The sequence below is a fragment of the Chryseobacterium sp. DT-167 genome, from assembly GCF_058310155.1.
This window is the reverse complement of sequence record NZ_JBZEEQ010000009.1, coordinates 62,052-80,157: the sequence shown is the minus strand read 5'-3', so window position 1 is coordinate 80,157 and position 18,106 is coordinate 62,052. Positions and strand designations below refer to the sequence as shown.

Here is an 18,106-nt window from a genome sequence, read left to right as displayed (position 1 = left end):
TTTTATTTAAATTTGAGCATATAATTTATTTGAATTGATGAAAAAAACTTTAATCATAGCCATCGCAGGAATCCTCACATTCTCTTGTTCTAAAAAAGAATCTCAAAAAACAGATAATACTTCTGACAGTACAAAAACAGTGGACTCCATCAATGCAGCGAGAACGAAAATTAATGACAGCATAAAAGCATTAAACAGCAAAAACCGCTTCAGAGATTTCAGCGGAAGTCACAAATTTGTCTATCAGAATGACAGTTCACCTAAATATTCAGGATCGGTAAATTTCACCAAAATTGAAGGAGAAAGAGACAATTACAATGTATCAGGAGATATAAAATCCGGTAATAATTCTGTTGTATTAAAAGGGTTTGTACAGGTCGTTTCGGCAAAGCACATGAATTTCACAGGAGAAATCATCCAAAAAATTTCTGACAATGATAATGGAAAGCCATACAAAAGAAAAGGGACAAAAACTTTCATGTCAAAAGATGGCGGAAAAACTTACAGACTTCAGGATATGGTCAATGGTTCAGGTTTTGTAGATTATATTGATATTCATTTTTAAAATCTAAACTATGCTCAACTTCGAAAAAAAAGGAAACGGAAAAGAAACTTTGGTTTTGCTTCACGGTTTTATGGAAAACCTCAGCATCTGGAGTGATATGGAAACTCATCTTTCCGAAGATTTCACTTTATTAAAAATCGATCTTCCCGGTCACGGAAAATCTGATATTTTAGCAGAAGTTCATACAATGGAACTCATGGCTGAAGAAGTAAAAAAAGTAGTTGATCATGAAAATTTAGATAAAATTCACCTTCTCGGTCATTCTATGGGAGGTTACACGTCTTTAGCTTTTGCCGAAAAATTCCCTGAAAATCTGAAGAGTCTGACTTTATTCTTTTCAACCTATTTTGCAGATGACGAAGAGAAAAAAGAGCAACGAATAAAAAGCTATAGAATTATCAAAGATGCATTTGCTCACTATGCAAGAGCCGGAGTTCCTAATTTATTTAATCAAAACGAAAGAGATGTTTTGGAAGGTAAAATAGAAACCGCCTTAGAAGTTGCACTTTCTACCAATAATCTAGGAGCTTTAGCCTGTGTAAAAGGTATGGTTGCGAGAACAGATAAAAAGCATGTTCTTGAAAATCTGGAAGCAAAAATTTTAATTCTTGCCGGAAAGCACGACAACGCCGTGAAAACTGACAACACCATTAAAAATCTTCCGGACAGAACCAACATTAAATCTTACGTTCTCGATTGCGGACACAACGGGCATTGGGAAAAACCAAAAATTTGTGCAGAAATCATCAACACAGAATTGCTTCACCATCTTCCGAAAAAATTTCTTCTGTAAATGGGATTATTCTCTTTCAAAAAAAAGAAACCGGTAATCGGTCTCACTTTATCTGGCGGCGGAATGCGCGGAATTGCCCACATTGCCGTTCTCAAAGCTCTTGAAGAATATGATCTGAAACCTCAGATCATATCAGGAACAAGCGCTGGATCTATCATAGCTGCATTCTACTCTATCGGGACATCGCCTGATGAAATGATGGAAATCGTCAAAAAAACCACTTTTTTCTCACGTTCTTATTTAAAGCTTTCGAAAAACGGAATTTTCAGTTCAAAATTTATCATGAAATTATTAATGGATTATTTTCCTGAAGATGATTTTAAAGTGTTAAAAATTCCTGTTTATGTTGCGGCTACAGAAATGACTCACGGTATTGTTGATTTTTTCTCTGAGGGCGAATTGTTTGGTCCGCTTTTGGCGTCGTCGAGTGTTCCTTTTGTGTTACCTCCCGTAAGAATAGGTGAAAAAATTTATGTGGATGGCGGAGTTTTAGATAATTTGCCGATCGAACCCATTATTGATAAATGTGATTTCCTGATTGGCTCCCATGTCAATTCTATAAGCTATGACAGCCTTGAAAATATGAGTTTGATGAAAGAATTTGACCGTATTTTACATTTAGCCATTGCCAAATCTGTTTATTCAAAAGCTCAGTCGTGCGATATATTTTTAGATCCGCCGAAAATGACCAAGTTCAGTCTATTCAACAAAAAATTTCTTGATGATATGTTTTCTGAGGTTTATGATTATACCTGTAAAGAGCTTGAGAAAAAAGGATATCGTAAAATCTAAGTTAAATTTTCAATATTTATTGTCAAAACAGTTTGTCTCTCAACAGTTTCTTAATATTGCTTAGATGCTTCCAGCATGACAAACAGGGCAATTATATTGTCTACAAATTCTCTTCAGATACTCTCGCTTTGAAAGTCTCAATTGTATCAGCTAAAGATTCCATAGATTTTCCTCCGGCTGCATTGATGTGACCACCACCACTGAAATATTTTCTGGAGAATTGATTGACATCTACATCGTCTTTACTTCTGAAAGAAATTTTAATAAAATCTTCATACAGATCTTCCATGAAGAACGCCGACATTTTTACGCCGACAATACTCAGTCCGTAATTCACAAAACCTTCCGTATCACCTTTCTGGAAACCGTATTCCTGAAGTTCTTTTCTCGTTAAAGATAAAACTGCTACTGTACCATCATTTACGACCTCAATTCTACCTAAAACTAAAGCCAGTAAATGTAAACGTGAAACTGTATTTGTGTCCCATGTATTTGAAGTAATCACAGAAGGATCTGCTCCTTTTTCAATTAAATTTGCCACAATTCTATGGGTCGCTGCACTTGTCGAACGGAAACGAAAACCTCCTGTATCAGTCATAATTCCTGTATACAAACATTCTGCAATTTCTTTATTGACCAAATCTTCGTCATCCATCGCTTCAATGAAATGATAAATCATCTGACAAGTTGCAGGAATAATCGTATCTGAATACACAAAATCAAAATCTTCAGGTTGCTGATGATGATCGATAAGAATTTTTTTCGCCTTTGCTTTCATCAGCCAATCTCCTAAAAGCCCGATTCTTGCGGGAGAGTTAAAATCTAAACAGAAAATCACATCCGCCTCGTTGATGAGATCAAAAGCTACTTTTCTTTTGTATTCTCCAATGATGTTTTTCTTTGCTTCAGGCATCCATTTCAGGAACTTCGGAAAATCATTTGGAGTAACGATTTCGGCTTCAATTCCTTTTGCACGTAAGTAATGTTTTAGACCTAGACTTGAACCAATAGCATCACCATCCGGATTATAATGAGTAAGAATAACGATTTTATTTTCCGGAATAAGAAGCTGATTGATTTCTAAAAGTTCGGCAGGTGTAAACATTTTTTTTTAAATTTAAGTTTCCAAAGATAAAGTTTTTGATTTGGATAAAGATTAAATTTTATATGATTGTATGTAATCATCAATAATTTACTGTTTTACAACGGCTTGACACTTTGAAGAAAATCTCTTTCATCATCAATAGAGTAATCATTTATATCGCTTCATTTCATAAATCTAATGTTAGCCGGTTCTATGACAAAAATTTTATCACAAAAAGTAAAATTTTATAAATTTTCTCATACAAAATTTGCTTTTTGATTTTTATTTTATAATTTAGCCCCAAGATTTTAACGAAAAAAATATTAGCATTAGCTATTTCTTGTTAAGGAAAACTGTCAATTTTCAAAAGCAACAAGAATATGCAATGCTCACGCTACGGCGTGGGCTATTGTTTATTTGTTGCTTGGGTATGACAGTGCCTCCTTAACGGTAAACATAGTTCCACGCTTTTTCTATTTAAAACTTTAAGAAGAAAATAAACGGAACTTTTGTAAAATATTTTTAACGAGGTTCCGTTTTTACTTTGCGCAAAACTAAGAAGAGAGTATAGAAAGTTTTAAAAAACCGAATGTTAGAATAAAAAATATGATACAAAAAGGCAGGATAACCCGAAAGCTGCCTCCGAAAGGAAGATTAAAAATTTCAAGGAGAAATAGATAATTGAATAAGTAGGGATTAACACATTAATATTTTTTTAAAATGAAAAAAAATGCAATTTTATCATTATTTGTGATTTTGACAAGCTCAATTTTTGTTACTGATTTAAAAGCAGATTGGAATTGCTCAAAAGATGGCTATGTAGGACCAGACGGAACAAGTTGTTTGTATTATGATGCTTCAACCAAATGTTACATGCGAGTAACGCATCATAGAGCATTTTTTGGACTCTTTCAATGGAATACTGTAGATATTGCTGGTTGCGATAAACCTTCAACAGGACTTTCGTCTTCATTAGAGTAAAAAAAAACAGCACTTGGTATTGTAAAAACTTATTTACAATACCAAGTTTACTGCATCAAAATCTTATATCAAAAATTTAAATATTTTATGAAAAAATTATTACAGATCATTCTCTTTTTTATTTTTGGAAGTTATTTCTGTCAAAATTTTCAGGGATTTGTTTCTGATGAAAACTCAAGAGAAATCGAAAATGTAGCCCTAAGTATTAATAATAAAATTATTACACACAGTAATGAAAAAGGCTATTTCCTAATCAATCAATTCAAAGAATCAGACACCATATCATTTAGTAAAAGTGGATATCTGACAAAAGATATTCTGACAAAAGATTTTACCAAACAAGATTACAAAATTGTTTTAGAAAAAATACATGATATTGAAGCTGTAGTATTTAATGAAAAAGATTACAAAAAAGTAAATTATAACTATGCTTTGAAAAAACAAGCAAATATAAGATTCATACCTTATCCAAATTGGGAAATGGGTATGAAATTTAATAATAATTTAGGAAAAGTAGGTTTTGTTAGCCACGTAACCCTATACTTGCATAAAACTGATCCTGATGTACGAAATACAAATGTTGAAATAAATTTCTACACTATAGATTCTCTCACCGGCAAACCTAAGACTAAACTTAACAAAAATAAAATTATCTATACGCCAACCAGCAAAAGCAGAAAACATGCTGTAATAAATGTAGAGTCACACAAAATACCTTTCTATCTTAATGGTGTTTTTGTAAGTATGAAATGGCTTCCCAATGAGTTCAATGATAAAAAATTAGGCCCATCTATTAGATATACAACTTCATCAGAAGAAAAGCTTACTTATGAGAGGCTTTACGGAGATTGGGGATTGAGTGGTGGGCAGAACCCAAGTAAAGAAAGCTTTGTTAATATGATGATGGGGTTGGAAGTTTATGTAAAAAAAACAAAAAATGAGTGAGTATGAGAGCTATAATAAAATGCTTTTTGTTTTTTTTAACTGTTTTCGTCAATGGACAGAAATTTAAAAATGACACTTTAAAATATACAGATATTGAAGCAGTGACTATTAACGAGAAAAAATATAAAAAAGTAAGTCATCATTTTGCTCTTAAACAGAAAGGTAATAATAGATTAATACCTTTTCCAAATTATGAAATGGGTATGAAATTTAAAAATAACTTAGGAAAGTCAGGTTTTGTAAGTCATGTAACTTTATATCTGCATAAAACTGATCCAGAAGTAAGAAATACGAATGTAGAAATAAATTTTTATACCATAGATTCTCTCACCGGTAAACCTAAGACTAAACTTAACAAAAATAAAATTATCTATACACCAACCAGTAAAAGCAGAAAGCAAGTTGTGATAGATGTGGAAACATATAACATTCCTTTTCCTGATGATGGTGTTTTTGCCAGTATGAAATGGCTTCCAAATGAATTTAATGATAGGAAACTAGGACCATCAGCAAGATATACATTAGCATCAGAAGAAGAACTTACTTACGTGAGACTGTATGGAGATTGGGGTTTAAAAGGTGGTCAAAACCCACGTACTAAAAGCTTTGTCAATATGATGATGGGATTAGAAGTTTATGTTAAAAAAGATAAAAAATGAGTAAAAAACATCTATATATCATCATAGGAATATTAGTTCTTGTCATAATTGGCTTTGCAACTCATGAGAAAACAGTCACTTTAGTTATGAAAAAAAAGGAAGATGGAACTACTGTTGACTTTGGAACATTAAAGAAAAAAAATACTCCGTCAAAAAACTATACTTTCAAATATGTAAACAATATGCATGATATTCTAAAAGTCTATGGTGTTCTTGATGGGTGTGACTGTACCATAAGTAAAGTGAAAGAAGGAATTTATCACAGAAATGATACTATAAAAGTTGAGACTAACTACAATCCAAATAAATATAAAGACAAAGGACTCACTGTAAAACAAATATTTTTAGTGACCAATAAGACTATTTCAAAATATGATACAATCTACCCTCTAACATTAAAAGGGATTGTAGAATAAATATTCAAAAAAACATTCCAGAAGTTTGCACTTAATAAAAATATACATATATTTGCAACCTGAAAATTAATAGATAATTACGACTAAAATATATAGTAATGAGTAAAAGAACGTTCCAGCCATCAGAAAGAAAGAAAAGAAACAAACACGGTTTCAGAGAAAGAATGTCTACGCCAAACGGAAGAAGAGTATTGGCAGCGAGAAGAGCTAAAGGTAGAAAAAGCCTTACTGTTAGTTCTGCAAGAGCTAAGAGATAATTCTTAACTTTACAATATACAGATTATGCTTGAAAATAAGTTTTTTCAGGCATTTTTTGTTGTTAAATTTTCCTAAATTTTAGGTTTATAAAGCTTCTTTTTTCTATTTTTAAAATCTGAAAAAATATTTTAGAAAAAGCCTCTAAAAATTGAATTTATGCCACATACAAATATCTCCGGAGACAATATCATCAATCTGAAGCACGCAAAAATTACACAGAAAAATTTTACCGTGCTTACTGATGTTAATCTGAACATCAAGAAAGGCAGATTCTGCTATCTTATCGGGAAAACAGGTTCCGGAAAAAGCTCACTTCTGAAAACTTTATACGGACATATTCCTTTGGTTGCAGGAGTTGGCGAAGTGGTAGGATTTGATTTAGCCAAATTAAAAGCTTCTGATGTTCCCAATCTGAGAAGAAAACTGGGAATTGTATTTCAGGATTTCCAATTGCTATCTGACAGAACGGTTGAAAAAAACCTGAAATTCGTTTTGGAAGCTACCGGATGGAAAGATAAAGCAAAGATGGACGAACGCATCAACGAAGTGCTTTCAAGTGTAAATATGAAAGGTAAAAAGCACAAAATGCCGCACGAACTTTCCGGAGGTGAGCAACAACGTATTGCGATCGCAAGAGCATTATTGAATCATCCTGATTTGATCTTAGCCGATGAACCAACAGGAAATCTAGATCCTGAAACTTCTAACGAAATTATGACTCTATTAAAGCAGGTTGCTGCCGATAACGGAGCTGCTGTTGTAATGGCAACACACGACTATCATATGATTCAGAACTTCCCCGGAGAAGCGATCAGATGTGAAGACGGCAAAGTTTCTGTACTTGATACTGCAGAATTATTTGAATAAGATTATTCTTTAAAGACATGAAACTCCTTGGTGAGTTCAAGATAATGGTCTGAGTATTTTCTCGGACTTTTTTCTATGATAAAATCAGATTCATAGAGATCACTTTCATTTAAAGAAAATTCTAAAACCAATCTTTTTATTTTTGAATTTTCAATTCCGTAAATATTAATTTTTCGGTTTAGAAGCAATTGATTTTCTTTTGCTATTTCTATAAAATCCCCTCCTGCTTCATAAGGAATAATCACAGAAAAAATTCCATTTTCTGAAAGTAAATTAGCTGATTTTGAGATCAATTGTCGAAAATTTAACTCAACGGTTTGCCTTGCTATTTTATCCTTTACAGAATCTGAAGTTTCAAAATAAGGTGGATTTGAAATAATAAGATCAAATTTCTTGTCAGTTTCAAAAGTTTTAAAATCCTGAAGTATATTTTTTAATCTTACATTAAATGGAGAATTTTCAAAGTTGAGTTTTGTAAGATGTACCGCTTCTTCATTGATGTCAATTCCTAAAAAATCAGCCGATACATTCCTTTGGGAAAGCATTAAAGAAACCAAACCCGTTCCTGTTCCAATTTCTAACACATTTTCAGCAACATCAACATTTGCCAAAGCACCCAGCAAAACACCATCTGTTCCCACTCGGAAAACTTCGGCAGATTGTTGAATTTCAAATTGTTTAAATTTAAAAGATTTCACTAAAGATTTGTAGGTAGTGTAATGATAAATGTAGAGCCTTTTCCAAGCTCAGATTTTACAGTGATCTGACCTTTGTAGTCTTCCACCATTTTCCTGACCATTGATAAACCTAAGCCCATTCCGCTGTTTTTCGAAGTAAAATTGGGCTCGAAAATCCTTTCAAACATATTTTCGGCAATCCCGATTCCATTATCCTGAACGGAAATAATCACTTTTCTTTGGTGTTGCTCAATATCCACATTTACCAGGAGATTTCGGTCATCACTTTGCGCCTGTTGTGCGTTTGTAACCAGATTGGTAATGATTCTGGACAGATAAATCCTATCCATGTTAATCATAATATTGCTCTTATTAGAATGTACAAAAATCAGATCATCGTTGAAAACTCTTAGAATATCTTCAATTTCAGTATTAAGATTGATGATCTCGTTATTTTTTTCAGGCAGTTTGGCAAATTCAGAGAATGCTGAAGCTACGGTGGCAATCAAATCGATCTGATCAACCATTGTTTTGCTTAATTGCTTTACTTTTTCGTTGACATTCGGATCTTGCGGATCAAATTTTCTTTCAAAATTCTGAATGGTCAGTTTCATAGGTGTCAAAGGATTTTTTACCTCATGCGCAACCTGTTTTGCCATTTCGCGCCAAGCTTCTTCGGAAGCTTTGAACCGAAGTCTTTCTTTCTGATCCTGAATCTGAAGAATCATCCTGTTATAAGCTCTTGCCAAAGCATTCAGCTCATCATTTTTATAATATTTGATAGGACGCATTTCGTTTTCAAAAAGCGTTATCCTGGTGATCATATCAGAAAACTTGGTGATATTTTTCGCAAGATTATTAGATGTTACCCAACTCAGCCAAATGCTGAAAATAATAAGTAAAACATCTACGATCAGAATGTAGATTACATATTTGTGAAGAACATCCAGATAAGCCGATTCGTCATGATATAGAGGAATATAAATTATTCCTACCGGCTCCAGCATATTATTTTTTAAGAGTAAATACGAAGATGTAAAAACTGCATCTTTTGACTCGTCAACTTCCCTGAAATCATATCTGGCTTCGGTTGAAAGAAGTTTATTGACAATTTTTATGGGAATTTGTTTTTTATCAACTAAATTTTCATCTCTGTTGGAAAGTAAATAATTTCCCTTAAGATCGTAAATAATAATATCGTGTTGGTTGATATCGGCAATTTCAAAAATTTTATTTTTTAAAACTGCCGGAAGATCTTCTGTATGCACCGTCGACTGACTGACTGCATAATCTAAAAATCTCATCACCGCATTGGTTTTATCCTGCATATCGATTTTACTCTGCTTCAGAGAATTTTTTCTCAAAACAAAGTACGGAACCAATGAAGAAGCAGCAACACTCAAAAGACATACGAGTAGGAAACCAAAAAATACCCGGTTTCTTAAACTATATCCTTTATATTTATTAAACGACATTCTGCTTGTTAATTAATTTAGCAATGTATTTACCAACAATATCAAACTCCAGGTTGACTTTATCTCCTACCTTCATATTTTTCATATTGGTAAATTCCCAGGTATAAGGAATAATAGCAACAGAAAACTGAAAATCGCCGCTTTTGGCAACAGTAAGACTGATTCCGTTTACTGTGATCGAACCTTGCGGAACCGTTACGAAGCCTCCTTCTGAATTATACTGTACAGTAACAAAATAGCTGCCATCTTTGTTCTCAATGCCAACAATTTCACCAGTTTGGTCTACATGCCCTTGAACAATATGACCATCAAGTCTTCCGTTCATCATCATGCAACGCTCAAGATTCACCACACTTCCTACTTCCCATTTTCCTAAGTTGGTTTTTTCTAAAGTCTCATTGATCGCAGTAACAACGTATTGACTCCCGGTAATTTCAACTACCGTAAGACAACAACCGTTATGAGCCAGGCTTTGATCAATTTTTAATTCATGGGTAAACGGACAGCTTAAAGTAAAATTAATATTGCTGCCTTTTTCTTCAATTTTTTCAATAACTCCCACCGCTTCAATAATTCCTGTGAACATATTATTTTTTGCTAAATTTGTAAAATTATAATCTTCAAAGATAATCAAAATGAGCCCAAAAAACCATAAAGTACGAGTAGGAATTTCAATTGGTGACTTCAACGGCATCGGTCCGGAAATCATCATGAAATCTCTGAAAGACAAAACCATCACCGACTTTTTTACCCCAATTATTTTCGGCTCAGGAAAATTATTCACTTACCAGAAGAATATTTTCAAGCTAAATCTTAATTTTAATTATATCACAGAGACCTCGCAGGCTCAGAACGGAAAGCTGAATATGCTGAATCTGGTGAAAGATAATTCTAATGTGGAATTGGGCAAACCGTCAGAAGAATCTACCAAAATGGCCATTGACTCGTTAGAAGCTGCAACCGAAGCTTTGATGAAAGGTGAAATTGACGTTCTGGTTACCGCACCGATCAATAAAGACGAAATGGTGAAAATGGGTTTCAAACACGCAGGGCACACTGGTTATTTTGAAGAAAAATTTAACAAAAAAGGATTGATGTTTTTGGTGACGGATGGTTTGAAAGTTGCCGTTTCTACGCATCATATTCCGATTTCTCAGGTTGCTGAAAATATTTCAAAAGAAAAAATAAAGAAACAGATTAAGGCTTTAAACCAAACTTTGATTGAAGATTTTTCTATATCTAAACCTAAAATTGCAGTTTTAGGTTTAAATCCACATTCCGGAGACGGTGGCGTGATCGGAAATGAGGAAATTGAAATCATTTCACCTGCCATTAAAGAACTTTCTGACCAGGGAATTCTGGCTTTCGGACCATTTCCTGCTGACAGTTTCTTCCAGCCGAGCAAATATCAAAACTTTGATGCCGTTTTAGCAATGTATCATGACCAAGGTTTGGCTCCATTTAAAACTCTAGCTTATGAAGAAGGCGTAAATTATACTGCAGGACTTCCTTTTATCAGAACTTCACCTGATCATGGTGTTGCATATGATATTGCAGGGAAAAATATTGCCGATGAACAGAGTTTTATGGAAGCAATTTTCATGGCGATTAAGATTTTTAAAAACAGGAGTGATTATAAAGAAATGATGAGCAACAGACTTCAGCCAAGAAGAATGCCTTCAGACAACGGAATAGATGAAGATCTTCCTGTAGAAAGCGAAATGTAAATCGTTGAACTAATTAAAATTAATTTTGTTACCTATTTTATTTGTAATATTAAAATAAATGCATATTTTTGCACACTCATTTTATGGACAAGTTAAGAAACTACGATATAAGCTTTTCCGGACTGAAAATCGGTAAGCACGAGTTCAGGTTTGAGATAGATAAAGAGTTCTTTCAATTATTTGACACTGAACAGGAATTTACAAATCCTAAAATCGATGTAGAAGTATTTTTAAATAAACACACTACATTTTTAGAATTTGAAGTAAAAGTAAATGGAACAGTAGAATTGGTTTGTGACATTACAAACGATAATTTTGACTACCCTATTGAAAACCAGATCGGTATTTTAGTAAAATTCGGAGAAGAATATGACGACAGCGAGGAAGATGTAATTACAATTCCGGCGAACGATCATGCATTCAACGTAGCACATTTGATGTATGAGAATGTAGCACTTTCAATACCCATGAAAAAAATATCGCCAAATATAAGCGATGAAGATTTGGCAATTCTTGAAAAATTCAGTCCGAAAGAAATTGAGGAAAAAGAACAGGAAGTTGACCCGAGATGGGAAGCTTTGAAGAAATTAAAAGATAAAAATTAAAAATAATAATAATATGATGAGATGATGCAAAGATCTCATCGCTCATCAAATTAAAAAAGTTATTACAAAATGGCACATCCAAAGAGAAGACAGTCGTCTACAAGAAGAGATAAGAGAAGAACTCATTACAAAGCAGTAGTTCCTCAATTGGCAAAAGATGCAACTACAGGAGAAATGCATTTATACCACAGAGCTCACTGGCATGAAGGAAAATTGTACTACAGAGGAAAAGTAGTATTGGAAAAAACAGTAGAAACTACTACAGAAGAAAACTAAGAGCTTTTTACCTTAAAAAGCTCTATTTAATACAAAAACCACTCAATTTTAATAAAAATGAGTGGTTTTTTGTTGCTTTTTGTCTTTTTTTGGTATCTTTGACGACAAATCAAATATCAATTTTATGGACATTAAAGACATACAGAATCTTATTAAGTTTGTATCTAAAGCTGAGGTTTCAGAAGTAAAATACAAGACTAAAGATTTCGAAATTACTATTAAAACGCCGCTTGGAGGAAACGAAGTAAGTTATGTTGCTCAACCGGCAATGTATCAGCAAGCTCCTCAGCAAACAGCTCCGGGTCACGCTCCTGCTGCTGTTTCTCCATCTACGGAAAAAACTGAAGCGGCTTCTGATGATAGTAAATATGTAACTATTAAATCTCCAATGATCGGAACTTTCTACAGAAAGCCATCTCCTGATAAAGATGTTTTTATTAACGTAGGTGATGAGGTATCCAACGGAAAAGTAGTTTGTGTAATCGAAGCAATGAAGTTATTCAACCAAATCGAGTCTGAAGTAAGCGGTAAAATCGTTAAAATCTTAGTTGACGATGCTACACCTGTAGAATATGACCAACCATTATTCTTAGTAGATCCATCTTAAGGAATTTTAGATGAAAGATTATAAATTTTAGATGAAAATTGTTTCATTTAAAATAATTTAAAATTCAAAATTTAAAATTTAAAATTTCAGAGGAGATGTTCAAAAAAATATTAATTGCCAATCGTGGCGAAATTGCAATGCGTATTTTACGTACTTGTAAAGAAATGGGAATCAAAACTGTTGCAGTATACTCTACTGCGGATAAAGACAGTCTTCATGTAAGATTTGCTGACGAAGCCGTTTGTATCGGTCCGCCAATGAGCAAAGATTCTTACCTGAGAATTCCGAACATTATTGCAGCAGCAGAAATCACAAATGCAGACGCAATTCACCCAGGTTACGGTTTCTTATCTGAAAACGCTAACTTCTCAAGAATCTGCCAGAAAAACGGCATCAAATTTATTGGGGCAAGTCCTGAGCAAATCGAGAAAATGGGAGACAAAGCCAATGCAAAAGCAACCATGAAAGCAGCAGGCGTGCCTTGCGTACCCGGCTCTGACGGATTGATTGAATCTTATGAACATGCTGTAAAAACTGCAGAAGAAACAGGATATCCTGTTATGATCAAGGCTACCGCAGGAGGTGGCGGTAAAGGAATGAGAGCTGTATGGAAAGCTGAAGACCTTAAAGATCACTGGGAATCTGCAATTCAGGAAGCTGTGGCAGCCTTCGGAAACGGAGGGATGTACATGGAAAAACTGATTGAAGAGCCAAGACATATCGAGATTCAGGTTGCTGGTGACCAATTTGGGAAAGCTTGTCACCTTTCTGAAAGAGATTGTTCTGTACAGAGAAGAAACCAGAAATTAACTGAAGAAACGCCTTCCCCATTCATGACTGACGAGCTTCGTGAGAAAATGGGTGAAGCAGCGGTGAAAGCGGCAGAATTTATCGGTTATGAAGGGGTTGGAACAATCGAATTCCTTGTGGACAAGCACAGAAATTTCTATTTCATGGAAATGAACACCAGAATTCAGGTTGAGCACCCGATTACTGAGCAGGTTATTGATTATGACTTGATCAGAGAGCAAATTCTTTTGGCAGCAGGAACTCCTATTTCAGGAATTAACCACTATCCGAAATTACATTCTATCGAATGCAGAATCAATGCGGAAGATCCTTATGCCGATTTCAGACCGTCTCCAGGAAAAATCACAGGATTAAATATTCCTGGCGGACACGGAATAAGAGTTGATACTCACGTTTATTCTGGATACACTATTCCTTCTAACTACGACTCTATGATTGCAAAGCTAATTACAACGGCACAAACCCGCGAAGAAGCAATTGCAAAAATGAAACGTGCTTTGGAAGAATTCTATATTGAAGGTGTGAAAACAACTATTCCTTTCCACAGACAGTTAATGGAAGATGAAGCTTATCTTTCCGGAAACTACACGACAAAATTCATGGAGAGCTTTGTAATGGATAAGAAATATGATAATCATTAAGATTATTTTATATAAATTTAAAACCGTCTCAATTTTGAGGCGGTTTTTTTATTATATAACAGGAGTTTCAGAAATTTCTTCTCCTGAAGGCGTATTGTAAATGATATAGTCATTATATTTTGCTACATCATCGGTTTCCCAAATATCTTGACCTGTCTGCGTATACTTTATCAAAAGTGAATATATAGCATTACCATCTTCTACTCTATCTTCTTGTTTAATATCTCTTTCCCCTATTTTTAATTTTTGGTTGATAAGCAAAATACCAAAATCATCAGTAAGTGTAGTTATTTTATCTAAATGTGTGTTTTGCAATCCTTCACTAGCAAGATCGTTTAGATTTGCTGTTCCTACTCTCACTACACGTTTTGCAGTAATGATGAGATCAGAATCGCTTTGCTTACTCAATATATCTGTTCCGTAATTTGCATATCTTGCACTTGGATTTCCGTACTTTTGGGCTGCACGCGTCATGACGCTTCGTATAGCAACCCGCAATTCTTCGGCTTTTGCATCTTTTTGCTCGGTAATCTGTACCTGCTCATTTGAAGTTTCTATATCGGTTACCAGATTAGAAAAATCGTTGATTTTAGTTTCCAGTTCGGAAAATTTTGTTTCATCAAGCCCGAAAGATGCAAAAGCATCTATATCTCTTCTCATAAAAGCTATTTTTTCATTCCCTACCTCTACTAATTTTGCATCAGAAAAATTATACAATCTTACAACTTCGTGTTTTTTCATATTTTAAAATTTTAATTTTATTAAAACAAAAATAAAAAAATTTCATTAAAATGTTAAAATATAAGTTATTAATTCTTAGTTTACCTTTATAAAGATAAGGATAACTATTATCCGGTATTAATTAATGATTAAAAGCTGACTGGTGATTTTCTGAAACTGAGGTTTTACAGTCCTAAATCTTAGAGTAGTATTCCGAAGCATTTGGGAAGGCATCTTTATAGCTTCTGAGTGCTGCTTTCACATTGTGCGTGATTGGGGCATGCTAATAACGATAATTCTTAATATTTTTTTTCGTGATTTGTTTGTTAGCTTCTTCCAATCTTTGTTATTCCTGAGGAATCTCAACAGTGAATGATAATGAAAAAGAATCGGAATGACAAACAGAGTGTTAAACTGAATGTTGAAATAAAAAAAGATCCTTAGATGCTTTTTTTATTATGATTTATTTCTGAGATTTTAGAATCTGATTTTCTTCTCTCAACCTTTGATTTTCTTCTTTCAGTAAAACGATATGGTCCTGAAGACTTTCTAATAATTTATCTGAAGTATGATAATTATTTGTCTGGTTCTGAATCATATTATTACTAGAATTTTCATTTGAAGTGTTTTCTCTGTTTATTTGAGTATATCCTTCTTCCGGTTTTAAAATATCATCAAGTTTCACATCAAGCGAAGTACAAATATTTTCAATATGATTAATCCATGAATTGGTCTCACCGTTTTCTATTCTTTGATAAGTTGAGCGCGAGATATGCAGTTTTTCTGCCAGCTCTTCCTGTGAAAAACCTTTTTCTTCTCGGTAGGTTCTTATTCTCTTTCCTATGGTTGCGTTCATGAGGTCTGTTTAGCTGAGACAAATATAATTTTTTTTCAGACAAAATCATGCATCAAAAATAGGGCATTGCCGTATCAGTAATTTTTACATCTTTGTAATGTGAATTTTTTTATATATTTAACCACTTAAAAAACATCAAATGTTTATGAAAAGAAATTTATTTCTCAGGCTTTGCCTGATGATGGCTGTTGTGCTGTCACTTTACTCCTGCCGCAACGAAGATCTTGCCAGTCAGGAAGCTGGTTCCCAAAGAAATGCTGCCGATTTCTTTAATCATTCTAAAACCGGTGGTCTTAATGCTAAATCTGGTGTAGATTACATTGCGATTCTTGAAGCATACAACCGGGAAAAAGATTTTCTCTCTACGATGCCCGATCAGGAAGGAATGCCTATTTGGGAGAAGATGCAGGTTTTGGATGTTGCCGAAAAAACGGTCTTGTATGTGCCTCTTTCTTCAGATGATGCTTCTCTCAGCTCTTTATTATTGATTAATTTGGATGAAAATAATGAAGTGTATATACTCAGAAACTTTACCAATGATTATTTGGAAAAATTTGTCTACAATCCGGAATATCCTGCCGATAAAAGAAAGTTTCTGATGGATATTTTTCTACAGATGGACTTCCTGTGTTTTGGGCGGCAGCTTTATACCAATCTTCCAACCGATCTGTACGATGGCTACGGCGAATATAACCGATTGGATATTATGGAGGTGACCAAGGAAAGCGCCAACAATGGTAAATTCTTCTACAATTTTACTTGCGCAACGCTTCACGTTTGTGCCAATAGCTGCCCATTATCAACCTGTGATTATAATAATTGCCAGCACGGAGGGAAGTGTAAGGTGTGGAAATCATGTGCTAATACTGTAGGCTGGGTAGATGATCCTGTATCCTCTTACCCATCAAACCCAAGTTGTGGACCTGACTGCGGTGGCGGTGGATCTTCACCTAATCCCAATACTCCCCCAAAACCTACAGACCCTTGTGCAGCAGAAGGTACTTTTTACAGGATTATAAAAAATTGTTTAGGTGCAGGAAACGGGAATGATCTTGTGGATGACCCCTGCGAGAAAACAAAAACATCAATCACCGCTGCTAATACAGTTTTGAAAAACCCTACTGTGCAATCTCAAATGGATGCGGTATTAAAAGGGAAAAGAATCTTAATAAACGAATGGTCAACGGCTTTAGGAATAAAAAGTGATGGTACGTATGACGTAACTCCTGCTATAGAACAGCAACAAAATAGCGGAAACACTCCTGATGATTTGTTGAATAATCCCGCGTCTTTTTTTGCTGACGGTCATACACATTCCGGAGATCCTGGAAAACCTTCTGCAGGAGATTTATATGGAATGCTGACAGAAGTATTTTATAATGCTAATTTTAAGTATCGATATGTATATGGAGATTCTGATCTAGGAACACCAGAAGTATATGCTTTGGTATTAAATGACAGAGTCGCCGCCACACAGTTCAGAGATACTTATCTTGAAAGTGCAAATTATGATCCTATTAAACATGGATTTTTAAAAGATAGTGATCTTTGGAATGCAGCTGAAAAAGTAAGAGTTATCTATAATAAAATGTCAACAATAAATACATCAGGAGAAGATTATCATCCTAAAGCTATAGCAATGGCTTATATTTTAGAGAATCTCAATGCAGGTATAAGTCTTGCAAAAGTAGATAATAATGGCAATTTGAAAAAAATTAATGTAATATTGGAAGAAATAACCAATCCGGATGGAACCAAAGGACTACGAGCAAAAGTTTCTAAATGTCCATAATTAAATTTAATTTTAAAAATAAAAATATGAAATCAATACTGATCAAAACTTTACTTATAATCAATTTATTTTGTATGTACAATTGTAAAGCGCAAACAATAACTGATTATATAAATTTTTACAACGATGTGGTTCCTAAACTTAATCTATTAGTTCCAAACAAAACACAATATTATGGGCAAAATTTCTCCAATTTTTATAATGAATTGCAAAATAAAAATATAAATGTTGTTATGCTTAGTTATGATAGTAAGACAGATACTAGTGAAAAATATTATACATTAAGATTATTTTTTTCTGATGTCAATATGTGGGACGTTGCATCAGATAATTTTTATAGATTTCCAGTTTTAGATATTACTTTTGAGAATCAGATTCCCTCGCAAATAAGTAGTATGGTAAAACAAGCTGATTCAAAATGGAATTCTAATTTCGTACAATATTTTTCTAATATGAAAATTGAAAAAATTGAATTTATTGGTATGAATGGATATAATAGTCAGGATAGAAGTCTTAAATAAAGTAATTAACCGCCAAAATAAGTTGGCGGTTAATCTTTT

General features: G+C 33.8%; 22 protein-coding genes. 16 read left to right on the top strand and 6 right to left on the bottom strand.

Features of this window, described 5'->3' with window-relative positions; genetic code table 11:
- The first annotated feature begins 37 nt into the window (after positions 1-37).
- The 3 genes from AC4FQ5_RS12975 to AC4FQ5_RS12965 are packed head-to-tail and all read left to right on the top strand — an operon-like array spanning position 38 to position 2,150.
- Entirely contained in the window at positions 38-565 is a 528-nt protein-coding gene (locus tag AC4FQ5_RS12975) for a hypothetical protein (protein WP_491143923.1), read from the top strand.
- A 10-nt stretch (positions 566-575) separates the two neighbouring features.
- The gene (locus AC4FQ5_RS12970) at positions 576-1,358 is read left to right on the top strand and encodes an alpha/beta fold hydrolase (RefSeq protein ID WP_491143921.1); all 783 of its coding nucleotides are present in this window, start codon (positions 576-578) and stop codon (positions 1,356-1,358) included.
- Entirely contained in the window at positions 1,359-2,150 is a 792-nt protein-coding gene (locus tag AC4FQ5_RS12965) for a patatin-like phospholipase family protein (RefSeq protein ID WP_491143919.1), read from the top strand.
- A gap of 100 nt (positions 2,151-2,250) precedes the next feature.
- Here the strand turns inward: AC4FQ5_RS12965 and AC4FQ5_RS12960 are convergent, their stop codons facing one another.
- Entirely contained in the window at positions 2,251-3,255 is a 1,005-nt protein-coding gene (locus AC4FQ5_RS12960; protein WP_491143917.1) for a DHH family phosphoesterase, read from the bottom strand.
- A gap of 699 nt (positions 3,256-3,954) precedes the next feature.
- Between AC4FQ5_RS12960 and AC4FQ5_RS12955 the strand changes: the two genes are divergently transcribed.
- The 6 genes from AC4FQ5_RS12955 (at position 3,955) to AC4FQ5_RS12930 (ending at position 7,360) form a co-directional block, all read left to right on the top strand.
- Positions 3,955-4,215, top strand: a complete 261-nt coding sequence (locus tag AC4FQ5_RS12955; RefSeq protein WP_491143915.1) for a hypothetical protein — start codon at positions 3,955-3,957, stop codon at positions 4,213-4,215.
- Between the two features lie 87 nt (positions 4,216-4,302).
- Complete coding sequence (locus tag AC4FQ5_RS12950; RefSeq protein WP_491143913.1) at positions 4,303-5,160, top strand: hypothetical protein; 858 nt, start codon at positions 4,303-4,305, stop codon at positions 5,158-5,160.
- Positions 5,161-5,162: 2 nt separating this feature from the next.
- On the top strand, positions 5,163-5,819 hold the full coding sequence (locus AC4FQ5_RS12945; RefSeq protein ID WP_491143911.1) for a hypothetical protein: 657 nt from the start codon (positions 5,163-5,165) through the stop codon (positions 5,817-5,819).
- Positions 5,816-6,235, top strand: coding sequence for a DUF1573 domain-containing protein (locus AC4FQ5_RS12940; protein WP_491143910.1), 420 nt, complete (start codon positions 5,816-5,818; stop codon positions 6,233-6,235). Before AC4FQ5_RS12945 ends, AC4FQ5_RS12940 begins: the two co-directional genes overlap by 4 nt.
- A gap of 98 nt (positions 6,236-6,333) precedes the next feature.
- Complete coding sequence (gene rpmH, locus AC4FQ5_RS12935; protein ID WP_034679005.1) at positions 6,334-6,492, top strand: 50S ribosomal protein L34; 159 nt, start codon at positions 6,334-6,336, stop codon at positions 6,490-6,492.
- 157 nt (positions 6,493-6,649) lie between these two features.
- Entirely contained in the window at positions 6,650-7,360 is a 711-nt protein-coding gene (locus AC4FQ5_RS12930) for a cell division ATP-binding protein FtsE (RefSeq protein ID WP_491143907.1), read from the top strand.
- A 2-nt stretch (positions 7,361-7,362) separates the two neighbouring features.
- On the opposite strand, the gene AC4FQ5_RS12925 is transcribed toward AC4FQ5_RS12930, so the two are convergent.
- Genes AC4FQ5_RS12925 through AC4FQ5_RS12915 form a run of 3 tightly spaced genes read right to left on the bottom strand, consistent with a single transcriptional unit; the run spans position 7,363 to position 10,098 of the window.
- Positions 7,363-8,058, bottom strand: coding sequence for a tRNA1(Val) (adenine(37)-N6)-methyltransferase (locus AC4FQ5_RS12925; RefSeq protein ID WP_491143905.1), 696 nt, complete (start codon positions 8,056-8,058; stop codon positions 7,363-7,365).
- On the bottom strand, positions 8,058-9,512 hold the full coding sequence (locus AC4FQ5_RS12920; protein WP_491143903.1) for a sensor histidine kinase: 1,455 nt from the start codon (positions 9,510-9,512) through the stop codon (positions 8,058-8,060). The genes AC4FQ5_RS12925 and AC4FQ5_RS12920 overlap by 1 nt, the downstream gene beginning before the upstream one ends.
- On the bottom strand, positions 9,502-10,098 hold the full coding sequence (locus AC4FQ5_RS12915; RefSeq protein WP_491143901.1) for a riboflavin synthase: 597 nt from the start codon (positions 10,096-10,098) through the stop codon (positions 9,502-9,504). The genes AC4FQ5_RS12920 and AC4FQ5_RS12915 overlap by 11 nt, the downstream gene beginning before the upstream one ends.
- Positions 10,099-10,147: 49 nt before the next feature.
- Here AC4FQ5_RS12915 and pdxA point away from each other — a divergent pair, with 49 nt between their 5' ends.
- The 5 genes from pdxA to accC all read left to right on the top strand — a co-directional run bounded on the left by pdxA (position 10,148) and on the right by accC (position 14,178).
- Complete coding sequence (gene pdxA / locus AC4FQ5_RS12910; RefSeq protein WP_491143899.1) at positions 10,148-11,239, top strand: 4-hydroxythreonine-4-phosphate dehydrogenase PdxA; 1,092 nt, start codon at positions 10,148-10,150, stop codon at positions 11,237-11,239.
- A gap of 83 nt (positions 11,240-11,322) precedes the next feature.
- Entirely contained in the window at positions 11,323-11,844 is a 522-nt protein-coding gene (locus AC4FQ5_RS12905) for a YceD family protein (protein WP_491143897.1), read from the top strand.
- 69 nt (positions 11,845-11,913) lie between these two features.
- Positions 11,914-12,120, top strand: a complete 207-nt coding sequence (gene rpmF, locus AC4FQ5_RS12900) for a 50S ribosomal protein L32 (protein WP_047445089.1) — start codon at positions 11,914-11,916, stop codon at positions 12,118-12,120.
- A 124-nt stretch (positions 12,121-12,244) separates the two neighbouring features.
- The gene (accB, locus tag AC4FQ5_RS12895) at positions 12,245-12,727 is read left to right on the top strand and encodes an acetyl-CoA carboxylase biotin carboxyl carrier protein (protein WP_300352300.1); all 483 of its coding nucleotides are present in this window, start codon (positions 12,245-12,247) and stop codon (positions 12,725-12,727) included.
- A gap of 95 nt (positions 12,728-12,822) precedes the next feature.
- Positions 12,823-14,178: an acetyl-CoA carboxylase biotin carboxylase subunit gene (gene accC / locus AC4FQ5_RS12890; RefSeq protein ID WP_491143894.1), complete on the top strand. Its 1,356-nt coding sequence runs from the start codon at positions 12,823-12,825 to the stop codon at positions 14,176-14,178.
- A 51-nt stretch (positions 14,179-14,229) separates the two neighbouring features.
- Here accC and AC4FQ5_RS12885 read toward each other — a convergent pair whose 3' ends face one another.
- Both AC4FQ5_RS12885 and AC4FQ5_RS12880 read right to left on the bottom strand, forming a co-directional pair.
- Positions 14,230-14,919: a hypothetical protein gene (locus AC4FQ5_RS12885; RefSeq protein WP_491143893.1), complete on the bottom strand. Its 690-nt coding sequence runs from the start codon at positions 14,917-14,919 to the stop codon at positions 14,230-14,232.
- Positions 14,920-15,361: 442 nt separating this feature from the next.
- A complete protein-coding gene (locus AC4FQ5_RS12880) occupies positions 15,362-15,754 on the bottom strand; it encodes a helix-turn-helix transcriptional regulator (RefSeq protein WP_491143891.1) in 393 nt (130 codons plus the stop codon).
- A gap of 145 nt (positions 15,755-15,899) precedes the next feature.
- On the opposite strand from AC4FQ5_RS12880, the gene AC4FQ5_RS12875 reads away from it, so the two are divergent.
- Positions 15,900-17,546 (top strand): hypothetical protein, encoded by a 1,647-nt coding sequence (locus AC4FQ5_RS12875; protein ID WP_491143889.1) that lies wholly within the window; start codon positions 15,900-15,902, stop codon positions 17,544-17,546.
- A 26-nt stretch (positions 17,547-17,572) separates the two neighbouring features.
- Positions 17,573-18,067 (top strand): hypothetical protein, encoded by a 495-nt coding sequence (locus tag AC4FQ5_RS12870; protein WP_491143887.1) that lies wholly within the window; start codon positions 17,573-17,575, stop codon positions 18,065-18,067.
- The last annotated feature ends 39 nt before the right edge of the window (positions 18,068-18,106 follow it).

What these genes read in the sequence shown, in the direction of transcription:
- AC4FQ5_RS12955 (WP_491143915.1), top strand. Translation starts at nt 3,955, where the DNA reads ATGAAAAAAAATGCAATTTTATCATTATTTGTGATTTTGACAAGCTCA.
- rpmF (WP_047445089.1), top strand. Translation starts at nt 11,914, where the DNA reads ATGGCACATCCAAAGAGAAGACAGTCGTCTACAAGAAGAGATAAGAGA.
- AC4FQ5_RS12920 (WP_491143903.1), bottom strand. Translation starts at nt 9,512, where the DNA reads ATGTCGTTTAATAAATATAAAGGATATAGTTTAAGAAACCGGGTATTT.
- AC4FQ5_RS12870 (WP_491143887.1), top strand. Translation starts at nt 17,573, where the DNA reads ATGAAATCAATACTGATCAAAACTTTACTTATAATCAATTTATTTTGT.
- AC4FQ5_RS12975 (WP_491143923.1), top strand. Translation starts at nt 38, where the DNA reads ATGAAAAAAACTTTAATCATAGCCATCGCAGGAATCCTCACATTCTCT.
- rpmH (WP_034679005.1), top strand. Translation starts at nt 6,334, where the DNA reads ATGAGTAAAAGAACGTTCCAGCCATCAGAAAGAAAGAAAAGAAACAAA.
- AC4FQ5_RS12950 (WP_491143913.1), top strand. Translation starts at nt 4,303, where the DNA reads ATGAAAAAATTATTACAGATCATTCTCTTTTTTATTTTTGGAAGTTAT.
- AC4FQ5_RS12905 (WP_491143897.1), top strand. Translation starts at nt 11,323, where the DNA reads ATGGACAAGTTAAGAAACTACGATATAAGCTTTTCCGGACTGAAAATC.
- AC4FQ5_RS12915 (WP_491143901.1), bottom strand. Translation starts at nt 10,098, where the DNA reads ATGTTCACAGGAATTATTGAAGCGGTGGGAGTTATTGAAAAAATTGAA.
- AC4FQ5_RS12960 (WP_491143917.1), bottom strand. Translation starts at nt 3,255, where the DNA reads ATGTTTACACCTGCCGAACTTTTAGAAATCAATCAGCTTCTTATTCCG.
- AC4FQ5_RS12885 (WP_491143893.1), bottom strand. Translation starts at nt 14,919, where the DNA reads ATGAAAAAACACGAAGTTGTAAGATTGTATAATTTTTCTGATGCAAAA.
- accB (WP_300352300.1), top strand. Translation starts at nt 12,245, where the DNA reads ATGGACATTAAAGACATACAGAATCTTATTAAGTTTGTATCTAAAGCT.
- AC4FQ5_RS12970 (WP_491143921.1), top strand. Translation starts at nt 576, where the DNA reads ATGCTCAACTTCGAAAAAAAAGGAAACGGAAAAGAAACTTTGGTTTTG.
- AC4FQ5_RS12945 (WP_491143911.1), top strand. Translation starts at nt 5,163, where the DNA reads ATGAGAGCTATAATAAAATGCTTTTTGTTTTTTTTAACTGTTTTCGTC.
- AC4FQ5_RS12880 (WP_491143891.1), bottom strand. Translation starts at nt 15,754, where the DNA reads ATGAACGCAACCATAGGAAAGAGAATAAGAACCTACCGAGAAGAAAAA.
- pdxA (WP_491143899.1), top strand. Translation starts at nt 10,148, where the DNA reads ATGAGCCCAAAAAACCATAAAGTACGAGTAGGAATTTCAATTGGTGAC.
- AC4FQ5_RS12930 (WP_491143907.1), top strand. Translation starts at nt 6,650, where the DNA reads ATGCCACATACAAATATCTCCGGAGACAATATCATCAATCTGAAGCAC.
- AC4FQ5_RS12875 (WP_491143889.1), top strand. Translation starts at nt 15,900, where the DNA reads ATGAAAAGAAATTTATTTCTCAGGCTTTGCCTGATGATGGCTGTTGTG.
- AC4FQ5_RS12965 (WP_491143919.1), top strand. Translation starts at nt 1,359, where the DNA reads ATGGGATTATTCTCTTTCAAAAAAAAGAAACCGGTAATCGGTCTCACT.
- AC4FQ5_RS12940 (WP_491143910.1), top strand. Translation starts at nt 5,816, where the DNA reads ATGAGTAAAAAACATCTATATATCATCATAGGAATATTAGTTCTTGTC.
- accC (WP_491143894.1), top strand. Translation starts at nt 12,823, where the DNA reads ATGTTCAAAAAAATATTAATTGCCAATCGTGGCGAAATTGCAATGCGT.